Consider the following 25,412-nt stretch of genomic DNA (forward strand, 5'->3'; position numbering starts at 1 on the left):
TTGATTTTTCTATAACGTGCCAACTTATTGAAGCGGCTATTATAGGCATATACTTTCATTATTTACCCTTTATGTATAGTTTTTAAAGATTAATTAAAATAATAATTGGGTCTGAGACAAGTTTCTTTGTCCCAGACCCCTTATTGATTCTTATACGCTTACATTTCTTTTCAAAAATGATTGATAATGAAACGATGCGAATTAAGCTAATTTCTTACGTAATACTAATTGTAAGATACCACCATGACGGTAGTAGTCAACTTCAACATTTGAGTCGAAACGTGCGATTACTTCAAATTCAACTACTGAACCATCTTGCTTTTTAGCGGTTACTTTAAGAAGATCTTTAGGTTTAACATCTTCAGTGATGTCTACTGAAATTTCTTCAGTTCCATCTAAGCCTAAGCTATCAGCTGATTCACCGTCTTTAAATTGTAGTGGTAACACACCCATCATAACTAAGTTAGAACGGTGGATACGTTCGTAGCTTTGCGCGATTACTGTTTTAACACCTAAAAGGTTTGTACCTTTAGCTGCCCAGTCACGTGATGAGCCCATACCGTAGTCATTACCTGCAAGTACAACTAAGCCAGTACCATCTTGTTTGTACTTCATAGCTGCATCATAGATAGGCATAACTTCATCAGTTGGCCAATAAGTAGTAAAGCCACCTTCTGTACCTGGCGCTAATTGGTTTTTAATACGGATGTTCGCGAATGTACCACGTACCATAACTTCATGGTTACCACGGCGTGAACCATAAGAGTTAAAGTCACGAATATCAACGTTGTTATCTAATAAATATTTACCTGCTGGTGTATCTTTACCGATAGCACCCGCTGGAGAAATGTGGTCAGTTGTAACTGAGTCACCGAATTTACCCATTACGCGTAAGTCTTTAAGAGGCTCGATTGATTCTGGCTCTTTAGAAAGACCTTGGAAAAATGTTGGGTTTTGGATATATGTTGAACTTGGATCGAAGTCGTATAATGGTTTTTCAGTTGTATCGATTTCGTTCCATAATTCGTTATTACTATATACGTTTTCGTATTCTTCTTTGAATAATTCAGGTGTAACAACTTTTTCAACAGTATCAGCAACTTCTTGGATTGAAGGCCAGATATCTTTTAAGAATACATCGTTACCATCGTTATCTTTACCGATTGGGTCGTTTTGAAGGTCGATATCTACAGTACCAGCTAAAGCGTACGCAACTACTAATTGTGGTGAAGCTAAGTAGTTTGCTTTTACTAATGGGTGGATACGTCCTTCGAAGTTACGGTTACCAGAAAGTACTGAAGTAACTAATAAGTCTTCTTTAGCAATTGCTGTTTCGATTTCTTCAAGTAAAGGACCTGAGTTACCGATACAAGTAGTACAACCATAACCAACTAAGTTGAAACCTAAGTGGTCTAAATACTCTTGTAAGCCTGAGTCACGTAAGTAACCAGTTACAACTTTTGAACCTGGCGCTAATGAAGTCTTAACGTATTCAGGTACTTTTAAGCCTTTTTTAACTGCGTTACGAGCGACTAAACCAGCACCTAACATAACGTAAGGGTTAGATGTATTTGTACATGATGTAATTGCTGCAATCGCAATATCACCAGTAGTCATTTTCTTAGTCGTACCATCTTTAAATTCGATAGTAGCTTCTTTATCGAACTCGCTCTTATCTAAGCCATGTCCTTGGTTACCAGCTGGAGCTGTAACTGATTTTTCGAATTCTTCTTTCATATCGCTTAAGAAGATTAAATCTTGAGGACGTTTAGGACCTGATAATGAAGCTTCAACAGTTGATAAGTCTAATTCAACTACATCTGTGTAGTTAGGATCTTCTTTAGAAACGTCATAGAACATTTCGTTTTCTTCTAAATATTTCTTAACTAATTCGATGTGTTCTTCTGAACGACCAGTTAAGCGTAAGTATTTAAGTGATTCTTCATCAACTGGGAAGAAACCACAAGTTGCACCGTATTCAGGCGCCATGTTAGCGATTGTAGCACGGTCAGCTAATGGTAATGAATTTACACCAGGACCAAAGAATTCAACGAATTTACCAACTACGCCTTTTTTACGTAATAATTCAGTTACGCGTAAAGCAAGGTCAGTAGCAGTAGCACCTTGAGGTAATTCATTTGATAAACGAACACCAATAACTTCAGGAATTGGGAAGTATGATGGTTGACCAAGCATACCTGCTTCAGCTTCGATACCACCAACACCCCAGCCTAATACGCCAAGGCCGTTGATCATAGTAGTATGAGAGTCAGTACCTACTAATGTATCTGGGAATAAAACTTGTTCGCCGTCTTCTTCACGTGCGTGCACAACGTTAGCTAAGTATTCTAAGTTAACTTGGTGTACGATACCAGTTGCTGGTGGCACAGCGTTATAGTTATTGAATGCTTTAGTTGCCCAGTTTAAGAATTGGTAACGTTCATAGTTACGTTCGAATTCTAATTTCATGTTACGTTGTAACGCTTCTGGGTTCGCATAGCTATCAACTTGTACAGAGTGGTCAATAACTAAGTCCACTGGTACTTCTGGGTTGATTTTGCTTAAGTCGCCGCCAACATCATCCATGGCTTTACGTAAAGATGCTAAGTCAACTACTGCTGGAACACCAGTGAAGTCTTGTAAAATTACACGAGATGGTTTGAATGGAACTTCACCGTTCGTTTCATTTTTACCAAAATTCGCTAATTTTTCGATATGCTCATCAGTGATAACACTTTCATCATTTTGACGTAATACAGATTCAAGTAACACACGGATTGAGTAAGGTAATTGACTAATCTTAGTTAAACCTTTTTGTTCTAAAGATTTTAGATCATAATATGTATACGATTTACCATTAAGATCTAAACTTTTCTTAGCTTCTTGTTTTAAATTAGAAGTCATAATGAGTTCCCCCCTGAATTTTCTATATGCCTTTATTAACATTGTATCTATTCGCCGTATTGAATACAACACTCATCCCCTATAAACGACGAAAAACGCGTTTTTTATTTCTAATTAGAAACTATAAGTAAATGTTATCACTAAACCTTAGTGTAATAAGTTTACATTATTAATTGAGAATCATTTTCAATCATTTTCTCTAAAAAATAGGAGCCCTTTAAGGCTCCTAGAAAAAGATATATTTAATTATTTTTCATGACTTCTTTTTGCTTTACGTTTCTCAATTAAATCGTCTTCATAATCTTCTTTCGTGTGTTCAACATAATCTTTTAAGCGATTCTTATTAGGAGATAATGTTAGTCCTAAGAATTTACGTTCGTTATTGGCATCCTTATAGAAACTAATCATCATCATTATTATGATGAACGAGAACGGTAATGCACTTATAATAGCAGCACTTTGAATAGCATCTAATGCTTTAGTACCGCCACCACCAGAAAGTAATAAAACGAATGCGATAAGTGATTGTGCAATACCCCAAGTGATTTTAACAAAGTTAGATGGGTTTAAAGAACCATCTGAAGTTTGCATACCAAGTACGAAAGTTGCTGAATCGGCTGAAGTAATAAAGAATGAAGCGATTAATAATAACGCGATAATCGATAATACCATACCCATTGGCATATGGTTGAAGATACCAAATAGTTGCGTATCTGGCGTCATTTCAAAGATTTCTTTGTGTTTTTTAGCTGTTTCGATACCTAATACACCGAATACACTGAACCAGATGAAACTGATAATTGCTGGAACAAGTAAAACACCAAGAATAAATTCACGTACTGTACGTCCTTTAGATACACGGGCAATGAATACACCAACGAATGGACTCCAGCTTAGCCACCAACCCCAATAGTAAAGTGTCCAAGTAGACATCCAATCTTGTTTTTGAGGATTTAAAGCTGCTGTATCAAAACTGTTGAATAAGAATGAGTTTAACAAGTTACCTGTTGCACCAGTCATCATGTTTAAGATAAGGACTGTAGGACCAATCACTAACGCTGCGATTAATAGTAAAGTACCTAAACCGATATTTAAGTTACTTAAGATTTGAATACCTTTACTTAGTCCTGACCAAGCACTCGCAATGAATAATAATGTAACTACAACAATGATAATACCTTGAACAAAGATATTGTTAGGAATATTAAATAAATATTCTAAACCACCGTTGATTTGAATAGCTCCCATACCTAATGAAACTGCTACACCAGTAACCGTAGCAAATACCGCTAGGATATCGATAATCTTTCCAATAGATCCGTCAACTTTATCACCTAATAATGGGCGTAACGTTTTTGAAAGTAAACCAGGTTCACCTTTTCTAAATTGAGCATAAGCTAAGGCTAAAGCAACTACACCATATACAGCCCATGCGTGGAAGCCCCAGTGGAAGAAAGTTGATCGTAGTGATTCAGTGTAAGCTTGGCTTGTTTTAGGATCCGCAGTTGGCGGTGCAGCAAAATGACCAATAGGTTCAGCAGCACCATAGAAAACTAAACCGATACCCATACCAGCACTGAATAACATCGCAAACCAAGATAACGTGTTAAATTCAGGCTTATCTTGAGGTTTACCAAGCTTTAATTTACCGATAGGACTAAAAATTAAAAATACGCAGAAAAACACGATAATCGTAGTAAGAATTAAATAATACCAGCCTAAATTAGTCGTAATCCACGTTTTAATAGCACCTGAAGTACTATCAAATTTAGCTGGCCAAAAAATCCCGATTAAAACCAGGATACCAACTAAAATTGAACTAATTATAAAGACGGGCGTGAACTTCTTACCTTGTGTTTTATTCTCTGAAGAAGTATTCATAATTAAATAACACCCTTTCTACAAAATATTTAGTTTTTCCAAAGATAGAGAGATAGTAAAATTTAAGTTTCTAAAAATTACTTTCTGAGCAGTCATTCTAAAGAATAACAAAATAGAATATTTTAATCAATTCTATTTAAACTTTCTATACCATTTTAGTTCGCAATATTGTATAATATGGAACATATGTTGTGCGAAGGAGAATATTAAATGTCATTAATTAAAGAGTTTAAAGAATTCGCTTTGAAAGGTAATGTATTAGAGTTAGCAATCGCCGTTGTTATGGGTGCTGCTTTTAATAAAATTATCAGTTCATTAGTTGAAAACGTAATCATGCCTTTAATTGGATTAATCTTTGGTGAAGTAGATTTCGCTAAGAACTGGTCTATTATGGGAATTAAATACGGATTATTCATTCAATCAGTAATTGATTTTATTATTATTGCTTTTGCTTTATTCGTATTTATCAAAATTGCGAATACGTTAATGAAACCTAAAGTTGAAGAAGAAAATACGTTACTTTTAACTGAAATTAGAGATTTATTAAGACAACAAAATAAATAATCTTAAATTTTAGATTGATTAAAGTTAACTAAAAAGTCAGAGCCATGAATTTGGCCCTGACTTTTTTTAATGATTAATTTTAAATGTAGTCTTGCTATCAATATTTTCATTGTTAACTTCAAGTATGATAGGCATTCGTTGTTTTAGTTCTTGAACGTGTGAGATAACGCCCACTAAACGTCCTGAAGATTTAAGAGATAATAAAGCATCTAAAGCCTTAGATAACGTTTCTTCATCGAGCGTTCCGAACCCTTCGTCAATAAACATAGCATCAAGACTAATGCCACCTGACTCGTGTTGTATCACTTCGCTTAAACCTAGTGCCAGAGCTAGTGATGCTTGGAAAGTCTCTCCACCTGATAACGAAGAAATATGACGCGTTTTATTTGAATGCGCATCGAAAACTTCTATCTCTAGACCACTTAATCCTTGCGATAAATCTTCACGTCTTACCAATTGATATCTTTGGTTCGTCATTTTCATAAATCGGATATTAGCTTGTTCTAAAATAGACTCTAAAAACTCAATGAGTACAAAGTTTTCTAGAGTTAGCTTTTTAGGATTTTTACCATTAAAGATCTCGGACAATTTAACAGTCATTTCCTGATATTTAAGTTCATCATGTAATTTCTTGATAATGGCGTCTATTTTATCTAATTTAACTATATTTTGGTTTCGTACCAATGCCATCTCATTTAATTGTTTCATTGAAATTTTCTTCTCGTCTTCGCTCGCTTCAAAAGCTGCTTTGACTTCGTTTAAATCTAGCTTAGGTTTATCTTGAACAGACGCTTCTAAATTTGTTTTTGAGTACATTAAATTATTGTAAGCTGTTCGATATTCATTAACCTTACGAAGAACTTGATCTTTGTTAGCTAATTCTTCTTTAATACGACCAATTTCATCTAAAGATTTTATATGTTTTTCTTCCATATCACGACGAATTTGATCATCTAACGTCTTAATTTGTGCTTGAACGTTGGAAAGATTGTTCGTGTAATGTTCAATACTATTATGAGCAATTTCAATATTAGTGCTAATATGTTGTAATTGCCCTTCAATATGTTTCCTCTTAGTTTCATATTCCTCGTTAAAAGCCTTTAGGCTATTATATTCCTCAATAAACGAGTCAACATCATTATGATCCGTATCTTTTTTGAAAGCACTAATATCTTCTTCCATGACTTTTATTTCTGAATTTATATCTTTTAATTCAATTTCTTTATCAAAGGCTTGCTTCTGTTTATCATTTATCTTATTTTTTAATTTTTCCTTTAACTCTTGTTGCTCTAACAACCTAGTTCGTTTTTGGTCACTTTCTAAAATACGTTGCTTTAAATCCTGATCGTTATTCTTTGGTTCTTCTTTAACCGGATTTTCATCTCGTTTTACTTCATATTGTTTTAACTCAATTAATAAATTTGAGTATGTTTGATTAAAATCATCTAACTTGCGCTTCAAGTTATTGTACGTTTTTTCTTTAGAAGCGATCTCATCGTAATTAACATGTGAAGTGATGTTATCTATCTCATGACCGCATACTGGACAAGTATCCCCTTCAGCTAACATTGATTGTAACGACTCAATAAGTGCCTTTTTATTAGATAAATCAAAGGACCTTGAATTGAAAGATTTGAGCTCATCTTCTAAATCGTTAATTTGTTTGCTCACGTCTTCAAGCTGTCTTTGTAAACGATCAATGTTTTGAATCGCATCCATATACTTCTTATAAGCATCTCGATTAGCCTCAATTTGCGCGCTTTCTTGTTTAAGCGCAGAAATATGCTCAAACAGTTGATTTATTTCCTCATGATCAACACGATTTTGAGCGAGTTCTTTCTTTAATTGACCAAGTTCTTGGTTTATTTGAGATTGTGTTTCAATTACTTTTTGAGACGACTGGCGTTTAGATTCGATATTTTCAAAGGCATTTTCATATCTTGAACGATTATTAAAATAGTATCGTGTTTCGTCTAAATAAACTTGACGCTTGGTATACATGCTTTCATGTTTGATTAAACTTTTTAACTCATGGTCGTAATCGTTTTTAGTAGCTTTCAATTCCTTTAATTTAGCTTGAGTCTTTTCTAAATCATTATTAATGACTGTACGCTCTTTTTCAGCTTGGTCAGATTGGTCGATGAAGTTTATTAAGTTCTGAATTTCTTCAAAACGTTTTAATTTTAATTCTAATTCTTTAATTTCGTTTTCTTGCGCTTTCATTTGTTCGATTTCGCGCTGTACTTTTTGAAGTTCATGTATCTTTTCATGAAGTTTCTGTTGTTCATCATAAATAGCTTTTTTATGTTCCATATTTTTTCGGTTACTTTCGTCGATCTGCGTTAATTTATCTACTTTAGCCTGACCTACTTGTTTAAATTCATCTAAAGCGTCTTTAATTTTTTCTGTTTGTCTTGGCGATAACTGCTTTAGTGATATTAAATCTTCTTCACCGAAATCTTCTAAATCTTTAAAAGCCATTTCAAGCATATTATATTCACGCTCTATTTTGTCTTTTTCACCAGCAGCGTCTTCTTTAATGAGTTGTTGTAGCTTCTCAAATTTATCTGTCTTAAATAAGGTTCTTAATATAACCTGCTTTTCACTACTTTTAGAAAGCAAGAATTTCTTAAACTCACCTTGTGGAAGAATGAACAATTGTCGAAATTGCTTCACATCTACACCTAATAGAGACTGAATATAAGCATTACCTTTATTAATTTGGCTTTCCCTAAGTTCATATTCACCATTGATCATTTCATAGACTTCTAATTTACCGTTTGTGTATGATTTTCGACCCTCTTTTAAATACTTTCCTTGTCTAAATATTTTGTATTGAATGTCATTAAGCTTAAACTCAAGGTATACTTGCATAGGCGCATCATCTTTAACAAAATGACTTCTTAAATCAGATTCCTTGCGATCCTCTGTTGAGGCGCTGTTAAACAATGCAAATACAATTGCATCAAAAATCATTGTTTTACCTGAACCAGTTTTACCACTTATTAGGAAGAGTCTCGTATCGTCTACAAAAGAGAAATCAATTTCTTCATTTATAAAAGGACCAAAATTTTTCATTTTCAATTTCAATGGTTTCATCGACTTCTCTCCTCCTCATCTAAAGCTTCAACTAATTGACGTACCTTCTGCTCTTGTAATTTATCTAATTCATCATCCATAACATCCTCATAAAATTGTTGAATAATCGTATTACTATCTAATTGTTTTAAGTTACGTTTAGCGACTTGATGCTGACTGTAAACAGTATCATTTGTTAGCGCTAACGTATTCGGATAAATTTGCTTAATATGATATATAGGATCTTCAATTCTAGCCATATTTGACAATTTGAAATGAAAATAATTTTCTTTGTTTTTTACTTTTACATTTTCGTTAATAACATCTTGATAGTCAGCTTCTATAACCTCAAGTTCCCTTAAAGGCACCATAGGGATGAATTTAGAGGAGATGTCTTGATTTTGCTTAATCGTTACTTCTCTAAAACCTTTGCTTTGACTCGCTTCTGAAAAGGAATATTGTAGTAATGAGCCACTGTAGTACATAAAATCAGAATTGATGCTAAATGGGTGATGCAAGTGTCCTAATAGAACAGTATCAAACATCTTAAAGACATCCTCATCAACACTTTCAATAGTGCCTATAGTAAGGTCACGCTCAGAATCAGTTTTAATACCGCCTGACACCGTAAGATGGCTAAGTAAAACGTTCTTTTCACTAGAATTTAGAGAGGTTTCAATGTCTTTTAACGCATGGCGCATTGCTTCATGATTACTATTTATTTCAACATCTTTATAGTAGTTTTGAAACTCCGCTAAAGTTGCAAATGGCAAGGTATAGAAGTTCACGTCTCTTATTTTAATAGGGTTATAGAGATCTTCTATCTCAGTTCTAATATACAATTGGCTCTGTTCGAACCATGAAGCTCCATAACTTAGGCGTTCTTTACCATCATGATTACCACTTATAATAATTATAGGTATCTGAAGCGATATATTGAGTTGTTTAATCGTATCTTCTAATAATTTAATGGCTGATTTACTTGGAAAGCTTGTATCGTATAAATCACCCGTAATAACAATAAGGTCTGGCTCGATTTCTTTCATATGCTCAACAAATTTATGAAGTATGTATGTTTGATCTTGAATAAGAGCGCGACCATTTAATATTCTTCCAATATGCCAGTCTGCAGTATGTATCACTTTCATAATTAATAACCTCCAAATAGAACGTTTGTTCGTATTTTATTCTAATCTACTTCAAATCAGATTGCAAATAAAAGAAACAGCTAAGGACAATAATGCGTCCCTAACTGCTTATTTATTGCTTAATTTTAAATTTGATTAGATTGAAGTTTGCGCTTAATTTTTTTGTATTTTAAAAGCATCGCAATTCTCCACGGTACAATCATGCTAAATGCGAGTAAGAAAAACATACCTGCTAGCTCACCAGGATCAATTGCGTTACTAAAGATAATCTTGATAATCGTACGAATAATGAGTAAACCAAATAAAATAAACGGGAAGGCCTTAGAAGGTTTCATATAAATTTGGTTGGATTTCACTATAAAGTTAGATGTCAGAATCAACACGGATGAAAATACTATACCTAATATAACAGCTTCTATAATTTCCATACCGGTCAATCTGAAATAAGGTATTACATACATTAAAGCACCCGTTGACATGAATAAAGGTGGTAATATTATCTTCTTTTCATTCACAGGATAGTTTTGCGCTTTGAGCCTAATAAAGATAACTAAAATTCCCATCCCGAGTGCACCGATGATAGATATGATAAAATAAATCAAATTTTCACCTTCTTATAGACAAACTCTTTATCAATCACAGAAAAGTATATCATTTTTTAAAGCGAATTACATTAGTTTGAAATCACTTAAATCAATGAAACTCAATGCTTTTAATATTGATTAAACTGAATAAAAGACACACTATAAAATTGAAAAAAGCTCAAATACGCTTCATACGCATTTGAGCTTTCTTACAATAGATGTTCAATTATTTCATGTTACTATCCATGTTTTTATTCATCATTGTCATCATCTGATTAATTTTCTTTTGAGAAGGCTTCTGACCCATTTGCATCATCATCATTCTTAACATTTCTTCATTGATAGGCGGGTTTTTCTTAAGGTAATCCATCATGTATTTTCTTGCTAAGAAGAAACCACCTACTAATCCAAGAATAAGTGCAGCAATGATAAGAATAATTGCTAACCAAGTTGCCATCATTTCACCCACTTTCTTTATCCTACTGAATTTTACTAAAATTATTTCAAGATTTCAAGATTCATTATCTCGATAGATCAATTTTATAAGTTCTAAGCTAATCGTATAAGGGATTTAATTTATCGTCAAACTAAAATGGTGCACACCCTACATGCACACCGTTCTTTATTTTTTATGAAAAGCACTCTAAAAACATTACGACATTGTCTTAATTTCTTTTAATACATTATCCACATTAAAACCATACTTTTCTACTACAAGATCTCCTGGGGCACTTGCTCCAAATGTATCAACTGAAATCACTTTACCATTTAAGCCGACATATTTATGCCAACCTAATGAAGCAGCCATCTCAATACCAACTCGTTTAGTTATTGAAGGCGGTAAAATTTCTTCTTTATAAGCATCAGTTTGTTGTTCAAACGCGTGCCAGTTAGGCATAGATACTACGCGAGCGCCTTTGCCCTCTTTTTCAAGAGCTTTAGCTGCATCTAATGCTAAATTAACCTCTGAGCCTGAAGCTAACAGTAGATACTCGAAATTATCGGACTCATATACAATATATGCCCCTTTTCTTACACCTTCTTCAAGTTTAGCTTCCGGTACATCAAGTGTCTTAAGATTTTGTCTTGTTAAGACAAGTGCAGTAGGAGTTTGATCACTCTCAAGAGCAACTTTCCATGCAACGCGAGTTTCATTACCATCAGCAGGTCGAATCACATTTAGGTTCGGGATAGCTCTTAACCCTGCTAACTGCTCTACAGGTTCATGTGTAGGACCATCTTCACCAACAGCGATAGAATCATGCGTAAAGACGAATGTAGCATTAACGCCCATTATTGCTGATAGTCTAATGGCTGGTTTTAGATAATCACTAAATACGAAGAATGTAGCACCATATGGGTGAAGTCCACCGTGAGCAGCCATACCATTAATTGCAGCGCCCATTGCAAATTCACGTACACCAAACCAAACGTTTTTACCTTCAGGGTGTGACTTATCGTAGTCAGTAGCTTCTTTAACATTCGATTTATTAGATGAAGCTAAGTCGCTAGATCCGCCAAAGAAAGATGGTACATATTGACTTAGGACTTGAATGATTTCTCCTGAGTCAGCTCGAGTAGCGCCACTATGATCGAGCTCATATTTCGGTAATGTCTTCTCATAACCTTGTGGCAATTTACCAGAAATCGCTAATTCAAGTTCTTCACCTAACTCTTTGTATGCGTTTTTATACTGCGCTAGCTTATCGTTCCATATTTGTTCATTATCGTTAGCGCGAGCTATCATAGTTTCGTTGAAAATTTCATATACTCGCTCTGGTACGTAGAAGCGCTTATCTGGATCTAAACCATAATGTTCAAATGTAGCGCGACGTTCATCTTCACCTAAAGGTGCTCCGTGCGAAGCGTTACTATTAGATTTAGTTGGTGCACCATAGCCAATAATCGTTTTAACTTCAATAATAGATGGTTTTTCACTTGATTTGGCTTTTGCTATCGCAGCATCAATCGCTTCAATATCATTACCTTCTTCAACTAAGATGTGTTCCCATCCATAAGATTCAAAACGCATTTTAATGTCTTCTGAAAAGGCTTTATCTAACTTACCATCTAATGATATATCGTTAGAATCATATAAAACAACGAGTTTATTAAGTCCTGTATGCCCTGCTAAAGAAGCAGCTTCATGAGAAATACCTTCCATTAAGTCTCCGTCTGAAGCAAGCACATACGTATAATGATTAATAATATCGTTGTCAGGTTGATTGAATTTACCAGCTAAGTGATGTTCAGCCATTGCCATACCAACTGACATAGCAAAACCTTGTCCTAATGGACCAGTTGTAACTTCAACACCATCTGTATGTCTAAATTCCGGGTGCCCAGGTGTTTTAGAGTCCCATTGTCTAAATTGCTTTAATTCTTCTAACTCAAGCCCACCTGAAACGTGAAGCAAACTATAAAGCAATGCAGAACCATGACCAGCAGATAGTACAAAGCGGTCTCTATTAAAATAATCTTTAGATTTTGGGTTGAAATTTAAGTGTCTCGTCCATAGTGTATAAGCCATTGGAGCAGCACCCATTGGTAATCCAGGATGTCCTGAATTAGCCTCTTCAATCGCATCTATGCTAAGTGCTCTAATCGTATCAATTGCTAATTGATCTTGTTTGTTCATCATCGTATGACTTCCTTTCTTGTCCAAATACATCCTCATTATTATTATACCTGATTACAAGTTATAATATCTAAGAATTATACTATTAAGTATTTATATTTGAACTACCTACAGCGAACCTTCAAAGTTTACGCTTTGATAAAAGTTCATTTTAGGAAAAATTATTTGTTTTTATCTTCTCGAATACGTTTTACTTTATCAGGGGTAACATCATTTCCTTCAGGATCGATAACTTTTGTATTTTCAATTTGACTCTTGAAACTTTTTCTAAAAGACTCTAAATATTTACTTCTTAATTTAGATTGTTCCTTAGCTTCTTCTTCAGTTAACCCTTCATTCTTCTTTTTCTTAGCAAGTTCATTGATTCGATTAATTTGATCTTTCTCTAACATGCTTACACTCCTTATCGTTCATTTTCTTTACAAGAATATACCAAAAAGTACAAGTTAAACCAAATAGTTCAACTTGTACACGTTATAGTAGAAGTATGAGAATGTAAGATGCGTACGACACGTTCGGTTTAAAGTCTAATTTAAGAATCTACGTTCGGTAATTTATGATCTGTCATTTGATAAACTTGTTCGCTATCCGAAGCATTTACTTCCTCGCTCGCTGTGATAAAATAAGTGAAGAAAAAGCCCATAGATACAACAAAAACCGACATATAAATCATGAAAGAATCTTTTAATTGTTTAAGCATGATAACCTCTCCTTAGAACGTTTGTTTGTGTATTTAATATATCAGAACATATGTTCATAGTCAACACTTTAACGAACAAATGTTTGTAAAGTTTTGTTTATCATGCTATAATTGCCTTAAATAAATCGAAGGAGTGCCTATTATGAAAGAACTAACTAAACGACAAAGTGAAATATACGAGTTCATTAAGCAAATCGTCCAATCAAAAGGGTATCCACCAAGTGTTCGTGAAATAGGTGAAGCTGTAGGTTTAGCATCTAGTTCTACAGTTCACGGTCATTTATCTCGACTTGAAGAAAAAGGTTATATCAGACGCGATCCTACTAAACCACGTGCAATTGAAATTGTTACCGAACAAATAGGCGAACCTATTAATATGGAAGAAACAATTCATGTTCCTGTAATAGGTAAAGTTACAGCTGGTGTTCCAATTACAGCAGTTGAAAACGTAGAAGAGTATTTCCCTCTTCCAGAACACTATACATCAACACATAATAGTGACATTTTTATACTAAACGTTGTCGGTGATAGTATGATAGAAGCTGGAATTCTTGATGGTGACAAAGTGATTGTACGTAGTCAAAATATTGCGGAAAATGGTGATATCATCGTAGCTATGACCGAGGAAAATGAAGCTACAGTTAAACGATTCTTCAAAGAAAAAACACGCTATCGTCTGCAACCAGAAAATAGCGCGTTAGACCCGATTTATTTACAACATGTAACCGTATTAGGTAAAGTCGTAGGATTATATAGAGAAATGTAATAGGTGCAAAAAAAAGAGAACCAATTTAATGGTTCTCTTTTTTAATAATTCATTTTAAGTGAAGCACGATTTAACTGTATAAATGTTTAATTTTTGTCAGATAAAATATCTTTAACTTGTTCTAATATATCTTTGTCATTGTTATGTTCTTTAAATCTCATATCATCATCCTCTACTAACTTGTTCCCATTCTGAGATACTATCAAACCGACTATCCGGTATAATTTTCAGTCCAGTAAGGAGATTTCTCATCATTAAATGAAACACCTACGCCTAGAGATTGATATGAAGGCTCAAGAATATTTTTACGGTGCCCAAGTGAATTCATAAGACCGTGATGCGCTACAATACTATTATTCTGACCATGAGCCAAGTTTTCTCCGGCAGAATTATAATCATGGCCATCGTTTTTAAGTCTATCAAATGGCGATAGACCTTTTAACGAGGTATGATCAAAATAATTATGCTTTGCCATATCTTGGCTATGTTTGCGAGCGGTTTGAGATACACTTCCTGAATAAGATAATGGAGGTAACTCATGTTGAACGCGCTCAGCATTAACTAAATCGAAGTTCTGTAATTCAAAACCTTCTTTTAAGGACTTAGACGGACTACCGTATTGGTCACTTAATTGATGTTCCAATTTTTTACTTACAATCAGCAACCCAGTTAAACTATTACCACGATGCTTATCGTAGAATGCAGAGATATAGGTACCATCCTTAGAAAAAATATCGTGATCGTGGTTTAAGACAATTCGATATTTACCTTTATCAATTTCATCAAGTGGCTTACCTAGTCTTTGTCTTACGACATCCTTAGGTGTCATATATTTAATTTTATTTTTAGAAGATATTATATTTTGGTTCGTATATAAACCGTGTACTTTATTGTCTAAATAACTTACCATTACAAACCCTTGATACTGATTATGATACGTATACCATTTATTTCCATACTCATTACGTGTCTCACGTTGAGGCTTACCTAACTTTTGTTCAACAGTTTGTTTATCCATGTTGAGTTGAATGTTGCGCACGGCAAAGGGTTGTTCTTTAGGGGTCTTTAATGGCTCATCATGGGTGTTTGATGTCATTGATGCTATTTTATGATCAGCTTTTTGATACAAATCTTCCATAAACTTAGGAGAATGAGTAGGAATTGTGATCATAAGTACTAAAAACAAAAGGATATATAATGTTAGTCTTCTAATCGTACTTCACCGCCTATAACGCGTTAGTCTCTATCGCCGTTAAAAATTGAGTTACGCACAATCACATAATCAACTTTGCGTAAAGATTCTAAGTCTTTTCCACCAGCGTAAGAGATAGAACTTTGTAAATCTTGTTCCATTTCCACAAGTGTATCATTTAAAGAACCTTTATGCTCGACAAACATTTTTTTACCTTCAACGTTTTTGTGTTCGCCTTTTTGATACTCTGAAGCACTTCCAAAGTACTCTTTATATAACTTACCTTCGAGTTCTACTGTTTCACCTGGCGATTCTTCATGTGCCGCGAATAATGAGCCAACCATTACCATCGATGCACCAAAGCGAATTGATTTTGCAATGTCACCGTGTGTACGAATGCCACCATCTGCAATGATTGGTTTACGAGCAGCTTTACTACATAAGTTAACAGCAGCTAATTGCCAACCGCCTGTTCCAAAACCTGTCTTAATTTTAGTAATACATACACGACCTGGACCAATACCAACTTTTGTTGCATCGGCACCCGCGTTTTCGAGTTCACGAACGCCTTCAGGTGTACCTACATTACCTGCGATAACGAAAGTATCAGGTAGGTACTTTTTAATATGTTTAATCATATTAATAACAGCATCAGAATGACCGTGTGCGATGTCGATTGTTATATATTCAGGTACAACATTTTCTGCTTTTAGTAATTCAATAAAATCGTATTCGTTTGGTTTTACACCAACTGAGATAGAGGCAAATAGTCCTTTCTCTTGCATACGCTTAGCAAAAGGTATGCGACCCGCTTCGTCAAAACGATGCATAATATAGAAGTAATCGTTTTGTGCAAACCATTCTGCTAAAGATTCATTCATTACCGTTTGCATGTTTGCTGGCACAACCGGTAACTTAAATCTGCGAGAACCAAACTGAATCGTAGTATCACATTGTGAACGACTTGTCACAATACATTTATTAGGAATTAGTTGAATATCTTCATAATCAAATATTTTCATTAAAAAAGCCCCTTACTTATTTTTAGTCCTTAGATAATATACATGGTTTTACTATTAAAGTAAATAAGTAGGCGCTTTGTTCATAAATTTGCTATATTACCAACTCGATTTTTTGACACCAGGAATTTGACCTTTATGCGCATATTCTCTAAATGAAATACGGGACATTTCAAATTTTCGTAATACACCTCTTGGTCTACCCGTAACTTTACATCTACGTGTTAAACGTGTTGGTGATGAATCTCTCGGAAGTTTACGCAACGCTTCATAATCTCCTTTAGCTTTAAGTTCACGTCTTAAATCTGCATATTTTGCTACAAGTTCTTCTCTTTTTCTTTCTTTAGCTATTTTAGATTTTTTAGCCATAAATTATTACTCCTTTTATAAATCGTAATTATTACGTTTTATAATATAACACATTTACGAGTGAAAGCAATAGTTTAATTTTCTTTTTTAAAAGTAAATTTGAATTAAACATTGCAGTCGCGGTATTTATATGCTATTATAATAAATCGTAAACAGTCCTATTCAAGAAAGGAAGTCATATTATGCGTATTAACGTTACTTTAGCATGTACAGAATGTGGCGATCGTAACTACATTACAACTAAAAACAAACGTACGAATCCAGAGCGTATTGAAATGAAAAAATACTGCCCAAGATTAAATCGTCATACATTACATCGCGAAACAAAATAATTTAGCATATAAACCTCATCTCATTTTTCAAACTACGACAAAGAGGTTATTGCATATTAAAAAGCTAAGGCTCTCACATGTATTTGTGTTCATTGAGCCTTAGCTTTTTTAATTGACTATTATATAGTAGAAATACGTCACTTTAGACGTTACTACATAACTATAACGTTGAAATGATGACCATCTATATCTGTGAATACGCCCCCATAGTAGCCATACGACATCTCACCTGCTACCTTAATTTCACCACCACTTTTACTAACGTTTTCCATCAATTGATGAAACGTATGTTTATCATTAACCGAAATAGAAATTAAAGCGTTCGCATGATGCTGAGTAAGTTCACTCTGAGCGAAATGTGCAAACCGTGTTTCATGTATGAGCATGATAACATTACTTGATGATGTTCGAGCAGCAAATAATTCATGTTCATTTTCTGGTTGCGTCTGAATTTCAAAACCAATTGCTTCATAAAATGCCTTACTTTTACCTAGATCTTTTACTGGTAGATTCGTCCACGTGTGATCAATCATCTTCAATTCCCCACCCTTTTAAAGATTAAATTATAACACTTCCACTACTTCTCATTTTCACATTCCTATACTAATAGAAAGTAAACACAAAAGATATGTTGTATTATACCAAATATTACTTAAATTTAGAAAATTGCGTAAATTAATTCATATATTACTCAAAATTGTATTGAATATTAACACTTTAAAGCGTACAATTATAGAAATACTAAAACTTAGATATAGGGAGATAAAGAAATGGAAGAAAATAAAATGCAGAGAGGGTTGAGTTCGCGGCACATATCAATGATTGCTATTGGCGGCGCAATTGGTACTGGACTATTTGTAGCCACTGGTGGCGTCATTTCTCAGGCTGGTCCTGGTGGTGCGATCTTAGCATACCTAATCATAGGGGTCATGTTGTACTTCTTAATGTCATCAATTGGAGAATTAGCTACATTCTATCCAGTATCAGGATCTTTTAGCTCATACTCATCTCGCTTCATCCATCCATCGATGGGGTTTATAATGGGTTGGCTCTACTGGGCCATCTGGTCACTCGTAGCAAGTGTAGATATTATCGTTGCTTCTAGTGTGTTGAATTATTGGTCGACATTCCAATTCATGTCACCTGTTTGGTGGAGTATCATATTTTTATGTTTATTGTTCTTATTAAACATTTTATCTGTAAAAGCATTCGGTGAAGCTGAATTCTGGTTATCACTGATTAAAGTAATCACAATCATCGTCTTTATCGTATTAGGGATTTTAACGATTTTCGGTATTTTAGGTGGTAAAACATATGGATTCGGTCACTTTACAACTGGAGAAGCACCTTTCGTAGGTGGTATTTCAGGATTCCTAAGCGTGCTACTCATTGCAGGATTTTCTGTTGGGGGAACTGAAGTAGTCGCTGTTACAGCTGGAGAATCAAACAATCCTGGTAAATCGATGCCGAAAGCAATTAAACAAGTATTCTGGAGAATTTTATTATTCTATGTGTTATCAATTGCAGTTATCTCAGCAATCATTCCATATACAGATCCAATGCTTTTAAATAAATCAAGTTCTGTTAACCAAAGTCCTTTTACAATCGTGTTTGACCGTGTAGGTATTGCATTTGCAGCGTCGGTCATTAATGCAGTTATTTTAACATCACTATTATCTGCAGCGAACTCAGGTATTTATACGACGAGTCGTATGCTTTTCTCAATGGCTCATGATCGACAAGCACCTAAATTCCTGGGTAACTTAAACGCTAAGACAAAGTTACCTATGTCGGCTTTATTCACAACTTTCATTGTCGTATTAGCTGTCATCGTTTATGCGAATTTTAATGAAAATAGTGTTATGAATTTACTTAATATCATCGGATCACTCGTTATTTTTGTTTGGGCTTCTAGTATTTGGGCGCAAATTAGAGTACGTCGTGCTATAAAGGAACAAGGCAAAGATATTAATAAATTATTGCCATATAAAGCGCCTTTTTATCCAATAGGTCCAATCATAGTTATCTTAACATTAATTTTCCTATTATTTGGTAACTCATTTAATGCAATCATTCATTTAGATTTTTATAAGGTATTCCAGAACTTCTTACCAATTATCATTATGGTTGCAATCTTTTTCATTCATAAGATTGTTAGAAAGACATCTTTTATCAAAATCAAAGATATCGATCTTTCAGAGCATGAAGTTCACAAATAAGTTCATAGAACACTCATTAAGGTAGGTATCAGAAGTCGTGATGGCTTCTTACCTACCTTTTTCATTTTCAAAAAGCATGCGCAGTTTAAATTAAGTTAAAAAGATAATATTTCTCATCTTTTAAAAATATAGTATAATAATAGTAAGGAATATCGTGCAAAGGTGGAGTTGTCATGGTAGGTCAAACGAATTTATTTGATGACGTCATGAAAGAAGAAGAACGTTTTGTAATTGTTGTTCAATCACTTGAAGAGAAACATGGTCAGTTAATTAAACGTACGTTACGAGAATATGGAAGCTTAACGCATGATCAAATGGAACGTTTATTCGACCATTTAAAGGACTTATACTTACACGAACCATTTGCAGAAAAGCAATCGGCGTTTTCGATTACGGTATACACGAACCTAGATTACGCTGCAGACCAAATTTATGCACTTGTCAAAAGACATCGTGGTAAGCATGAATGGACACACACAGCTAAATAAATACTAAAAAGTCGTGAGCATTATATGACTGAGGGTAAATTTCTCAAGTCATTTATTGTCTCACGACTTTATATTTATAATTGGATTAACTTTTCTAAGGCATGTGGAATGCCATCTGAATCATGATCTAGCGTAATATCATCCGCTATGTCCTTTAAAGCTGGAATCGCATTACCCATCGCGATGCCACGGCCTACTACTTGAAGTAACGTTGTGTCATTCGAACTATCACCAAATGCGACGATTTTTTGCATAGGTACATCTAGTTTGGTCGCTAAATGTGTAATAGCTTCACCTTTAGAAACAGACTTAGCCATAAATTCTAAGAAGAATGGCTTACTTGTAGTCACATCAATGTCATCATTAAAGTTACCCTTTAGTGTTTTAAGAACCGTTTCAATGTTCGCCTCATAATCTACGCCCATCGCTTTTGGTACATCTTCATTTATGTACGCTTTAATATCAGCTACCTTCTTAAGCGGCAATCCAGTGATCTCAGATTCAATCTGTTCATATTCATGATCACCTTCAATGATGATTTGACCATCTTTATAAGATAATGGTAAAAAGCCTTTCTCGCGGCAATAATCTACAATTTGATCTAAATTTGGTTTAGAAATAAGATTACTATCAATTTCCTTCTCCGATTTAACTTCAATGGTTTTAGCACCGTTATAACTAATGATGTAACTATTAAACTCATCCATCTTTAGTTCTTTTGCTACAGGTAACATTCCTTCAGTTGGACGACCAGAAGCGAGTACGACTTTGTAACCCTTTTCTTGAAGGTCAATTAAGTACGCTTTCGTTTTAGCGCTGACTTTATTTTCAGATGTCATCAATGTGTCATCCATATCCATAACAATCATTTTATAGGTCATGTGACGAAACTCCTTTCTAATTCAATCTTTATTTTACTAGAAAGTAGCATCTTCGTATACGACTTTGGCTTTAACACCCGCTTCATTAATCGTAACGAACTCTGTCTGACAATCTTTGAACGCTTGTTTAAGTTCTCTTACAAACGCACCACTGTCTTCCTTATTAATTAATGTAAGCATTGTAGGACCTGCACCACTTAGAACTGTTGCATAAGCATGATGGCGCGCACCAATCTCTTTAATTTCAGCCATTTCTTTGACTAAATGACTACGGAATTGCTCATGAAAGCCATCTTGCATCATCAGTTTTCCTGCTAATTTATAATCATGTTGAATTAAAGCACTAATCATCGTGTTACTAATCGCACTATATTGAACAGCTTCTTGATAATTAAACGCGTCTGGTAATACGTTACGGGCATCTTCTGTTCTTAACTCATAAGATGGAATAGTTAAAACTACATCCACTTTTGGCGTATCGATATACGAAATATCCGTCGTATTTTTTTGACTATTATAATACCCCACAACAAGGCCACCATAAATAGTAGGTGCAACGTTATCTGGATGTCCTTCGATTTCAGTTGCGATTTGAAGTAATTCATACTTCGATAATTCAAGCTCTGTGAAGAAGTTTGTAATGTATAAACTTGCTACGAGTGCTGAAGCAGAAGATCCTAGACCTCGGGCTAAAGGAATTTCACTACGCATTTTAATTTCAAGGTTCGGTAGCGTTACATCAAACTTAGAAGCGACCTTATGCGCGATTTGATACATATAATGATCGGAATTCGTAGGTAAACCTTCAAGATTAGGACCCTCATGTACAAAACGCCACGAATCACCTTCAATTACTTTTGCTTCTATCGTTAAATATTTATCTAATGCCATACCAATCGAATCAAAGCCAACACCCAAATTGGCTGTCGAAGCTGGTACTTGTAAAAGTAACTTTTCTTTCATGTTACTTTAAAGCATTCTCGATATATTCAATAATTTTGTCTTTGTCGTTCGGCAATGGTTGGATTGGGTTTTCCAATAAATCGATTGCTGTATCAGGGTCTTTTAAGCCATTACCTGTTAATACAGATACGACCTTAATCCCTTTCGGTAATTTACCTTGACGATGTAATTTAATTAAGCCTGCAATTGAAGCGTTACTCGCTGGTTCACTAAAAACACCTTCGTTTTTAGCCATCAATTGATACGCTTCTAAAATTTCTTCATCCGTAACACTTTCAATTAGGCCATTTGACTCATCTAGGGCTTTTAAAGCTTTATCCCAACTCGCAGGGTTACCAATACGAATCGCTGTCGCAACCGTTTCAGGGTTCTTTACTACTTTATTTTGAACGATTGGTGAAGCACCTTCAGCTTGGAAACCGTATAAAGTTGGACGCCCTGATTGATGCTTGTCATCAAATTCTTTAAAGCCTTTCCAATACGCCGTAATATTACCAGCATTACCTACTGGAATAGATAATACATCCGGCGCTTGACCATCTAATTGTTCCACGACTTCAAAGGCAGCCGTCTTCTGACCTTCGATACGGAATGGGTTTACAGAGTTCACAAGTTCAATATCACTATTTTCTGCAACTTCTTTAACAATTTCTAATGCCTCATCAAAGTTACCATCGATAGAAACGATTTCTGCACCATACATCACCGCTTGAGATAGTTTACCTAAAGCAATTTTACCCTCAGGGATAACGACAATGGCTTTCATACCAGCGCGGGCAGCATAAGCTGCAGCTGAAGCTGATGTATTACCAGTTGACGCACAAATGACAATCTTCTTACCTGCTTCTTTAGCTTTCGTAACGGCCATAACCATGCCTCTATCTTTAAAAGAGCCAGTCGGATTCAACCCTTCAAATTTAACGTACAAGTCTATGTCAAGCATTTCTGACATCTTATCACAATAAATTAATGGTGTATGCCCTTCGTTTAACGAAACTTTTGGTGTATTTTCATCAACCGGTAAATATGCTTTATATTCTTCTACTAAACCTTGCCATCTTTTCATAACAAATCAATTCCCTTCAACTGGATAAACTTTTTCGATTTCAAAACCTTTAGCTTCAAGTTCTTTTACTGGTGATTCGTCTAAACCAACAACTAGAATGCTTGCTGTAGAATCGTCACGATCTTTGACCTTTAAAGTTTTGTGCAAAGGTAACGCGGCTTTAATGTCATCTTCTAATTGAAAAGCCTCTTTGCCTTGATTATGAACCACAATGTAGAAACTTTCCTTAGATTTAAGTTTAGTTTCATCACCTGACTCCATCATTTCTTTCGTTTCATCTGTTTTAAGTTCAAAATGAGGCGGTAATGTGTGTAAGTTAGATTCAAATTGAAGTGCAACGTTTAATAAATCACTTGCTACGGCACTACCTGTAGCTAAGCTTCCAGCACCTTTACCGTAGAACATCGTTTCACCTACAGCGTCACCAATGACATAAATTGCATTAAATTCATTTTCTACAGATGCAAGTTGATGTTCCTTATGAATTAAAGTAGGTTCAACCGAAGCTTGAACGCGCCCTTTGTCATACGTTCCTTTACCAATTAATTTAATTTTATAGCCTAATGCATCTGCTAGCGCGATATCGTCGGTTGTTACTTGACTGATACCTTGGCATTTAACATCTTCTAAACGAATTACTTGGTTAAATGATAAATAAGAAGTGATTACTACCTTACGTGCTGCATCGATACCTTCTACATCGTCTGTAGGGTCAGCTTCAGCAAAACCAAGCGCTTGAGCCTCGTCTAAAGCATCTTGATACGAAGCATTTTCCTGGGTCATTTTAGAAAGAATGAAGTTAGATGTGCCGTTTAAGATACCCATAAATTTACTAATATTATTCGCATTTAAACCATTGTTTATGGCGTTCACGATTGGGATACCACCCGCAACACTGGCTTCAAATTTAAGGGCTACACCATTCGCTTCAGCTAAATCTTCTAATTCTCGTAAATGAACGGCTAATAAATCTTTGTTTGCTGTAATGACGTGTTTACCTGATGATAAAGCTTGTTTAAGCCAATCTACTGTAGGTGTGATACCACCCATAACTTCGATGACAATATCTACTTCTTCATCATTTAAAATGTCCTCAACATTTTCTGTTAAATGATATTGGGTAATATTAATAGGACGCTTCTTAGACTTACTACGCACTAATATATGTTTAATATGTAATTTCTTACCTATCGTATCTTGAATTTGTTGTTGATTCTCCTCAATGATTTTAACAACGCCTGATCCAACTGTACCTAGACCGAGTAATGCGATGTTTAATTGTTTCATAATCAATTCCCCCAATGTGTTCTTTTTAAAAATACAATTGTATAGTTGAAAAATACGAGATTATGGTTTAGTATAATTTCATTACTTACTTTTGTAAAGTTCGAAATTTTTAGAAAATACAATATAATAATAGCATTATTACGTTAAAAACTAAACTCATTTTTTAATTTGTCATGGAAGGTGTTTGTTAACTATGAAAGTAGCAAAATTCGGAGGCAGTTCTGTCTCAAATGCATCTCAAATCAAAAAAGTTCTAAATATTGTGAATGAGGACGCTGATCGTAAGATTGTCATCGTATCAGCCCCTGGTAAAAGATTTAAAGAAGATGTTAAAACAACTGATTTACTTATTCGTTTGTATGAGAAAGTTATGAATAACTTAAATTATACGAATAAGAAGCAAGAAATTATTGATCGCTTCAAAGATATCGTCGAAGAATTAGATTTAAAGCATGATATTTTACATACTATTGATGAGACTCTAGAGCATCACATTAAGACACTTAAAAATGAACCTGAGCATCTCCTTGATGCGTTACAATCTTGTGGGGAAAACTTCAACGCGCAATTAATTGCCGAGTATAACAACAACCAAGGTATCCCAACGCGTTATATTTCACCTAAAGAAGCAGGTATCAAAGTTACAGACTTACCTGGTAATGCAATGATTCTTGAATCATCTTATGATGAAATCTATAAACTACGTGAATATAAAGAAAAGCTTATTATTCCAGGGTTTTTCGGCGTATCTGAGTCGAATTACATTGTGGCTTTTCCAAGAGGAGGCTCTGATATCACAGGTGCAATTGTAGCTAGAGGCGTGCGTGCGTCGCAATATGAAAACTTTACGGATGTTTCAGGTATATTTAAAGCTAATCCGAATATCATTCAGGACCCAGAAATGGTTGAGGAAATTACGTATCGAGAAATGCGTGAGTTATCATATGCAGGCTTCGGCGTCTTTCATGATGAGGCATTACAACCGCTTCACAAGGATCGCATTCCAGTCGTAATTAAAAATACGAACCGCCCGCAAGACCGTGGCACTTACATCGTTCATGACAGAGAAATTAACACTTCAAATATCATATCAGGTATTAGTTGTGACAAAGGATTTACAAGTATTAACATTAAGAAATATTTAATGAATAGACAAGTTGGTTTCACGAATAAAGTCCTTAGTGTTCTTGTTGAAAATGATATTTCATTTGATCACATGCCTTCAGGTATTGATAACATCAGTATTATCTTACGTTCTGATCAAATTAAAGGTAAAGAGCGTAAAGTATTAAATGAGATTCGTAAACGTTGTGATGTTGATGAGTTAAGTATC

General features: G+C 34.7%; 23 protein-coding genes. 6 read left to right on the forward strand and 17 right to left on the reverse strand.

All coding sequences use genetic code 11. The features are described from left to right. Positions 1–201: 201 nt before the first annotated feature. Both acnA and A33S_RS0102925 read right to left on the reverse strand, forming a co-directional pair. Positions 202–2,904 carry an aconitate hydratase AcnA gene (gene acnA / locus A33S_RS0102920; protein ID WP_009384413.1) on the reverse strand — a complete coding sequence of 901 codons (2,703 nt, stop codon included), beginning with the start codon at positions 2,902–2,904 and terminating at the stop codon, positions 202–204. Between the two features lie 246 nt (positions 2,905–3,150). Then, a complete protein-coding gene (locus tag A33S_RS0102925; RefSeq protein WP_009384412.1) occupies positions 3,151–4,785 on the reverse strand; it encodes a BCCT family transporter in 1,635 nt (544 codons plus the stop codon). A 210-nt stretch (positions 4,786–4,995) separates the two neighbouring features. On the opposite strand from A33S_RS0102925, the gene mscL reads away from it, so the two are divergent. Beyond that, complete coding sequence (mscL, locus tag A33S_RS0102930; RefSeq protein ID WP_009384411.1) at positions 4,996–5,349, forward strand: large conductance mechanosensitive channel protein MscL; 354 nt, start codon at positions 4,996–4,998, stop codon at positions 5,347–5,349. Between the two features lie 66 nt (positions 5,350–5,415). Here mscL and sbcC read toward each other — a convergent pair whose 3' ends face one another. The 7 genes from sbcC to A33S_RS12175 all read right to left on the reverse strand — a co-directional run bounded on the left by sbcC (position 5,416) and on the right by A33S_RS12175 (position 13,497). Then, positions 5,416–8,448: an exonuclease subunit SbcC gene (gene sbcC, locus A33S_RS0102935; protein ID WP_009384410.1), complete on the reverse strand. Its 3,033-nt coding sequence runs from the start codon at positions 8,446–8,448 to the stop codon at positions 5,416–5,418. Beyond that, complete coding sequence (sbcD, locus tag A33S_RS0102940; protein ID WP_009384409.1) at positions 8,445–9,575, reverse strand: exonuclease subunit SbcD; 1,131 nt, start codon at positions 9,573–9,575, stop codon at positions 8,445–8,447. Before sbcD ends, sbcC begins: the two co-directional genes overlap by 4 nt. Before the next feature lie 125 nt (positions 9,576–9,700). Beyond that, on the reverse strand, positions 9,701–10,177 hold the full coding sequence (locus A33S_RS0102945) for a CcdC family protein (RefSeq protein ID WP_009384408.1): 477 nt from the start codon (positions 10,175–10,177) through the stop codon (positions 9,701–9,703). Positions 10,178–10,385: 208 nt separating this feature from the next. After that, the gene (locus A33S_RS0102950; protein WP_009384406.1) at positions 10,386–10,616 is read right to left on the reverse strand and encodes a YneF family protein; all 231 of its coding nucleotides are present in this window, start codon (positions 10,614–10,616) and stop codon (positions 10,386–10,388) included. A 195-nt stretch (positions 10,617–10,811) separates the two neighbouring features. Continuing rightward, positions 10,812–12,800 carry a transketolase gene (gene tkt / locus A33S_RS0102955; RefSeq protein ID WP_009384404.1) on the reverse strand — a complete coding sequence of 663 codons (1,989 nt, stop codon included), beginning with the start codon at positions 12,798–12,800 and terminating at the stop codon, positions 10,812–10,814. Between the two features lie 158 nt (positions 12,801–12,958). Further along, entirely contained in the window at positions 12,959–13,189 is a 231-nt protein-coding gene (locus A33S_RS0102960) for a DUF896 domain-containing protein (RefSeq protein WP_009384402.1), read from the reverse strand. Between the two features lie 140 nt (positions 13,190–13,329). Next, on the reverse strand, positions 13,330–13,497 hold the full coding sequence (locus A33S_RS12175) for a hypothetical protein (protein WP_017176535.1): 168 nt from the start codon (positions 13,495–13,497) through the stop codon (positions 13,330–13,332). 142 nt (positions 13,498–13,639) lie between these two features. Here A33S_RS12175 and lexA point away from each other — a divergent pair, with 142 nt between their 5' ends. Beyond that, positions 13,640–14,263 (forward strand): transcriptional repressor LexA, encoded by a 624-nt coding sequence (gene lexA, locus A33S_RS0102970; protein ID WP_009384400.1) that lies wholly within the window; start codon positions 13,640–13,642, stop codon positions 14,261–14,263. A gap of 211 nt (positions 14,264–14,474) precedes the next feature. On the opposite strand, the gene A33S_RS0102975 is transcribed toward lexA, so the two are convergent. The 3 genes from A33S_RS0102975 to rpsN form a co-directional block, all read right to left on the reverse strand. Next, positions 14,475–15,434 (reverse strand): CAP domain-containing protein, encoded by a 960-nt coding sequence (locus A33S_RS0102975; RefSeq protein ID WP_017176536.1) that lies wholly within the window; start codon positions 15,432–15,434, stop codon positions 14,475–14,477. Positions 15,435–15,499: 65 nt separating this feature from the next. After that, positions 15,500–16,477, reverse strand: a complete 978-nt coding sequence (guaC, locus tag A33S_RS0102980) for a GMP reductase (RefSeq protein WP_017176537.1) — start codon at positions 16,475–16,477, stop codon at positions 15,500–15,502. Positions 16,478–16,573: 96 nt separating this feature from the next. Further along, positions 16,574–16,843 (reverse strand): 30S ribosomal protein S14, encoded by a 270-nt coding sequence (gene rpsN, locus A33S_RS0102985; RefSeq protein WP_009384394.1) that lies wholly within the window; start codon positions 16,841–16,843, stop codon positions 16,574–16,576. 182 nt (positions 16,844–17,025) lie between these two features. Between rpsN and rpmG the strand changes: the two genes are divergently transcribed. After that, positions 17,026–17,175, forward strand: coding sequence for a 50S ribosomal protein L33 (gene rpmG, locus A33S_RS0102990; RefSeq protein WP_009384392.1), 150 nt, complete (start codon positions 17,026–17,028; stop codon positions 17,173–17,175). A gap of 152 nt (positions 17,176–17,327) precedes the next feature. Here rpmG and A33S_RS0102995 read toward each other — a convergent pair whose 3' ends face one another. Continuing rightward, positions 17,328–17,708 carry a VOC family protein gene (locus A33S_RS0102995; RefSeq protein ID WP_009384390.1) on the reverse strand — a complete coding sequence of 127 codons (381 nt, stop codon included), beginning with the start codon at positions 17,706–17,708 and terminating at the stop codon, positions 17,328–17,330. 237 nt (positions 17,709–17,945) lie between these two features. Here A33S_RS0102995 and A33S_RS0103000 point away from each other — a divergent pair, with 237 nt between their 5' ends. Further along, the gene (locus A33S_RS0103000) at positions 17,946–19,394 is read left to right on the forward strand and encodes an amino acid permease (RefSeq protein ID WP_009384389.1); all 1,449 of its coding nucleotides are present in this window, start codon (positions 17,946–17,948) and stop codon (positions 19,392–19,394) included. 173 nt (positions 19,395–19,567) lie between these two features. Next, positions 19,568–19,882 (forward strand): hypothetical protein, encoded by a 315-nt coding sequence (locus A33S_RS0103005; RefSeq protein ID WP_009384388.1) that lies wholly within the window; start codon positions 19,568–19,570, stop codon positions 19,880–19,882. 74 nt (positions 19,883–19,956) lie between these two features. Here the strand turns inward: A33S_RS0103005 and A33S_RS0103010 are convergent, their stop codons facing one another. The 4 genes from A33S_RS0103010 to A33S_RS0103025 are packed head-to-tail and all read right to left on the reverse strand — an operon-like array spanning position 19,957 to position 24,079. Then, positions 19,957–20,763 (reverse strand): Cof-type HAD-IIB family hydrolase, encoded by an 807-nt coding sequence (locus tag A33S_RS0103010; RefSeq protein ID WP_017176538.1) that lies wholly within the window; start codon positions 20,761–20,763, stop codon positions 19,957–19,959. A 36-nt stretch (positions 20,764–20,799) separates the two neighbouring features. Then, on the reverse strand, positions 20,800–21,726 hold the full coding sequence (gene thrB, locus A33S_RS0103015; RefSeq protein WP_017176539.1) for a homoserine kinase: 927 nt from the start codon (positions 21,724–21,726) through the stop codon (positions 20,800–20,802). 1 nt (position 21,727) lies between these two features. Beyond that, the gene (gene thrC, locus A33S_RS0103020; protein ID WP_009384381.1) at positions 21,728–22,792 is read right to left on the reverse strand and encodes a threonine synthase; all 1,065 of its coding nucleotides are present in this window, start codon (positions 22,790–22,792) and stop codon (positions 21,728–21,730) included. Positions 22,793–22,798: 6 nt separating this feature from the next. Further along, the gene (locus tag A33S_RS0103025) at positions 22,799–24,079 is read right to left on the reverse strand and encodes a homoserine dehydrogenase (RefSeq protein ID WP_009384380.1); all 1,281 of its coding nucleotides are present in this window, start codon (positions 24,077–24,079) and stop codon (positions 22,799–22,801) included. Positions 24,080–24,272: 193 nt separating this feature from the next. Between A33S_RS0103025 and A33S_RS11540 the strand changes: the two genes are divergently transcribed. Then, positions 24,273–25,412: aspartate kinase (locus tag A33S_RS11540; RefSeq protein WP_017176540.1), on the forward strand; the 1,140-nt coding region annotated here is incomplete at its 3' end.

It is taken from the genome of Staphylococcus massiliensis CCUG 55927 (assembly GCF_000298075.1).
GTDB lineage: Bacteria > Bacillota > Bacilli > Staphylococcales > Staphylococcaceae > Staphylococcus > Staphylococcus massiliensis.

What these genes read in the sequence shown, in the direction of transcription:
- sbcC (WP_009384410.1), bottom strand. Translation starts at nt 8,448, where the DNA reads ATGAAACCATTGAAATTGAAAATGAAAAATTTTGGTCCTTTTATAAAT.
- A33S_RS0102950 (WP_009384406.1), bottom strand. Translation starts at nt 10,616, where the DNA reads ATGGCAACTTGGTTAGCAATTATTCTTATCATTGCTGCACTTATTCTT.
- A33S_RS0103000 (WP_009384389.1), top strand. Translation starts at nt 17,946, where the DNA reads ATGGAAGAAAATAAAATGCAGAGAGGGTTGAGTTCGCGGCACATATCA.
- lexA (WP_009384400.1), top strand. Translation starts at nt 13,640, where the DNA reads ATGAAAGAACTAACTAAACGACAAAGTGAAATATACGAGTTCATTAAG.
- A33S_RS0103005 (WP_009384388.1), top strand. Translation starts at nt 19,568, where the DNA reads ATGGTAGGTCAAACGAATTTATTTGATGACGTCATGAAAGAAGAAGAA.
- thrC (WP_009384381.1), bottom strand. Translation starts at nt 22,792, where the DNA reads ATGAAAAGATGGCAAGGTTTAGTAGAAGAATATAAAGCATATTTACCG.
- guaC (WP_017176537.1), bottom strand. Translation starts at nt 16,477, where the DNA reads ATGAAAATATTTGATTATGAAGATATTCAACTAATTCCTAATAAATGT.
- A33S_RS0102975 (WP_017176536.1), bottom strand. Translation starts at nt 15,434, where the DNA reads ATGATCACAATTCCTACTCATTCTCCTAAGTTTATGGAAGATTTGTAT.
- thrB (WP_017176539.1), bottom strand. Translation starts at nt 21,726, where the DNA reads ATGAAAGAAAAGTTACTTTTACAAGTACCAGCTTCGACAGCCAATTTG.
- sbcD (WP_009384409.1), bottom strand. Translation starts at nt 9,575, where the DNA reads ATGAAAGTGATACATACTGCAGACTGGCATATTGGAAGAATATTAAAT.
- A33S_RS0103025 (WP_009384380.1), bottom strand. Translation starts at nt 24,079, where the DNA reads ATGAAACAATTAAACATCGCATTACTCGGTCTAGGTACAGTTGGATCA.
- A33S_RS12175 (WP_017176535.1), bottom strand. Translation starts at nt 13,497, where the DNA reads ATGCTTAAACAATTAAAAGATTCTTTCATGATTTATATGTCGGTTTTT.
- rpmG (WP_009384392.1), top strand. Translation starts at nt 17,026, where the DNA reads ATGCGTATTAACGTTACTTTAGCATGTACAGAATGTGGCGATCGTAAC.
- A33S_RS0103010 (WP_017176538.1), bottom strand. Translation starts at nt 20,763, where the DNA reads ATGACCTATAAAATGATTGTTATGGATATGGATGACACATTGATGACA.
- A33S_RS0102960 (WP_009384402.1), bottom strand. Translation starts at nt 13,189, where the DNA reads ATGTTAGAGAAAGATCAAATTAATCGAATCAATGAACTTGCTAAGAAA.
- rpsN (WP_009384394.1), bottom strand. Translation starts at nt 16,843, where the DNA reads ATGGCTAAAAAATCTAAAATAGCTAAAGAAAGAAAAAGAGAAGAACTT.
- mscL (WP_009384411.1), top strand. Translation starts at nt 4,996, where the DNA reads ATGTCATTAATTAAAGAGTTTAAAGAATTCGCTTTGAAAGGTAATGTA.
- A33S_RS0102925 (WP_009384412.1), bottom strand. Translation starts at nt 4,785, where the DNA reads ATGAATACTTCTTCAGAGAATAAAACACAAGGTAAGAAGTTCACGCCC.
- A33S_RS0102995 (WP_009384390.1), bottom strand. Translation starts at nt 17,708, where the DNA reads ATGATTGATCACACGTGGACGAATCTACCAGTAAAAGATCTAGGTAAA.
- acnA (WP_009384413.1), bottom strand. Translation starts at nt 2,904, where the DNA reads ATGACTTCTAATTTAAAACAAGAAGCTAAGAAAAGTTTAGATCTTAAT.
- tkt (WP_009384404.1), bottom strand. Translation starts at nt 12,800, where the DNA reads ATGATGAACAAACAAGATCAATTAGCAATTGATACGATTAGAGCACTT.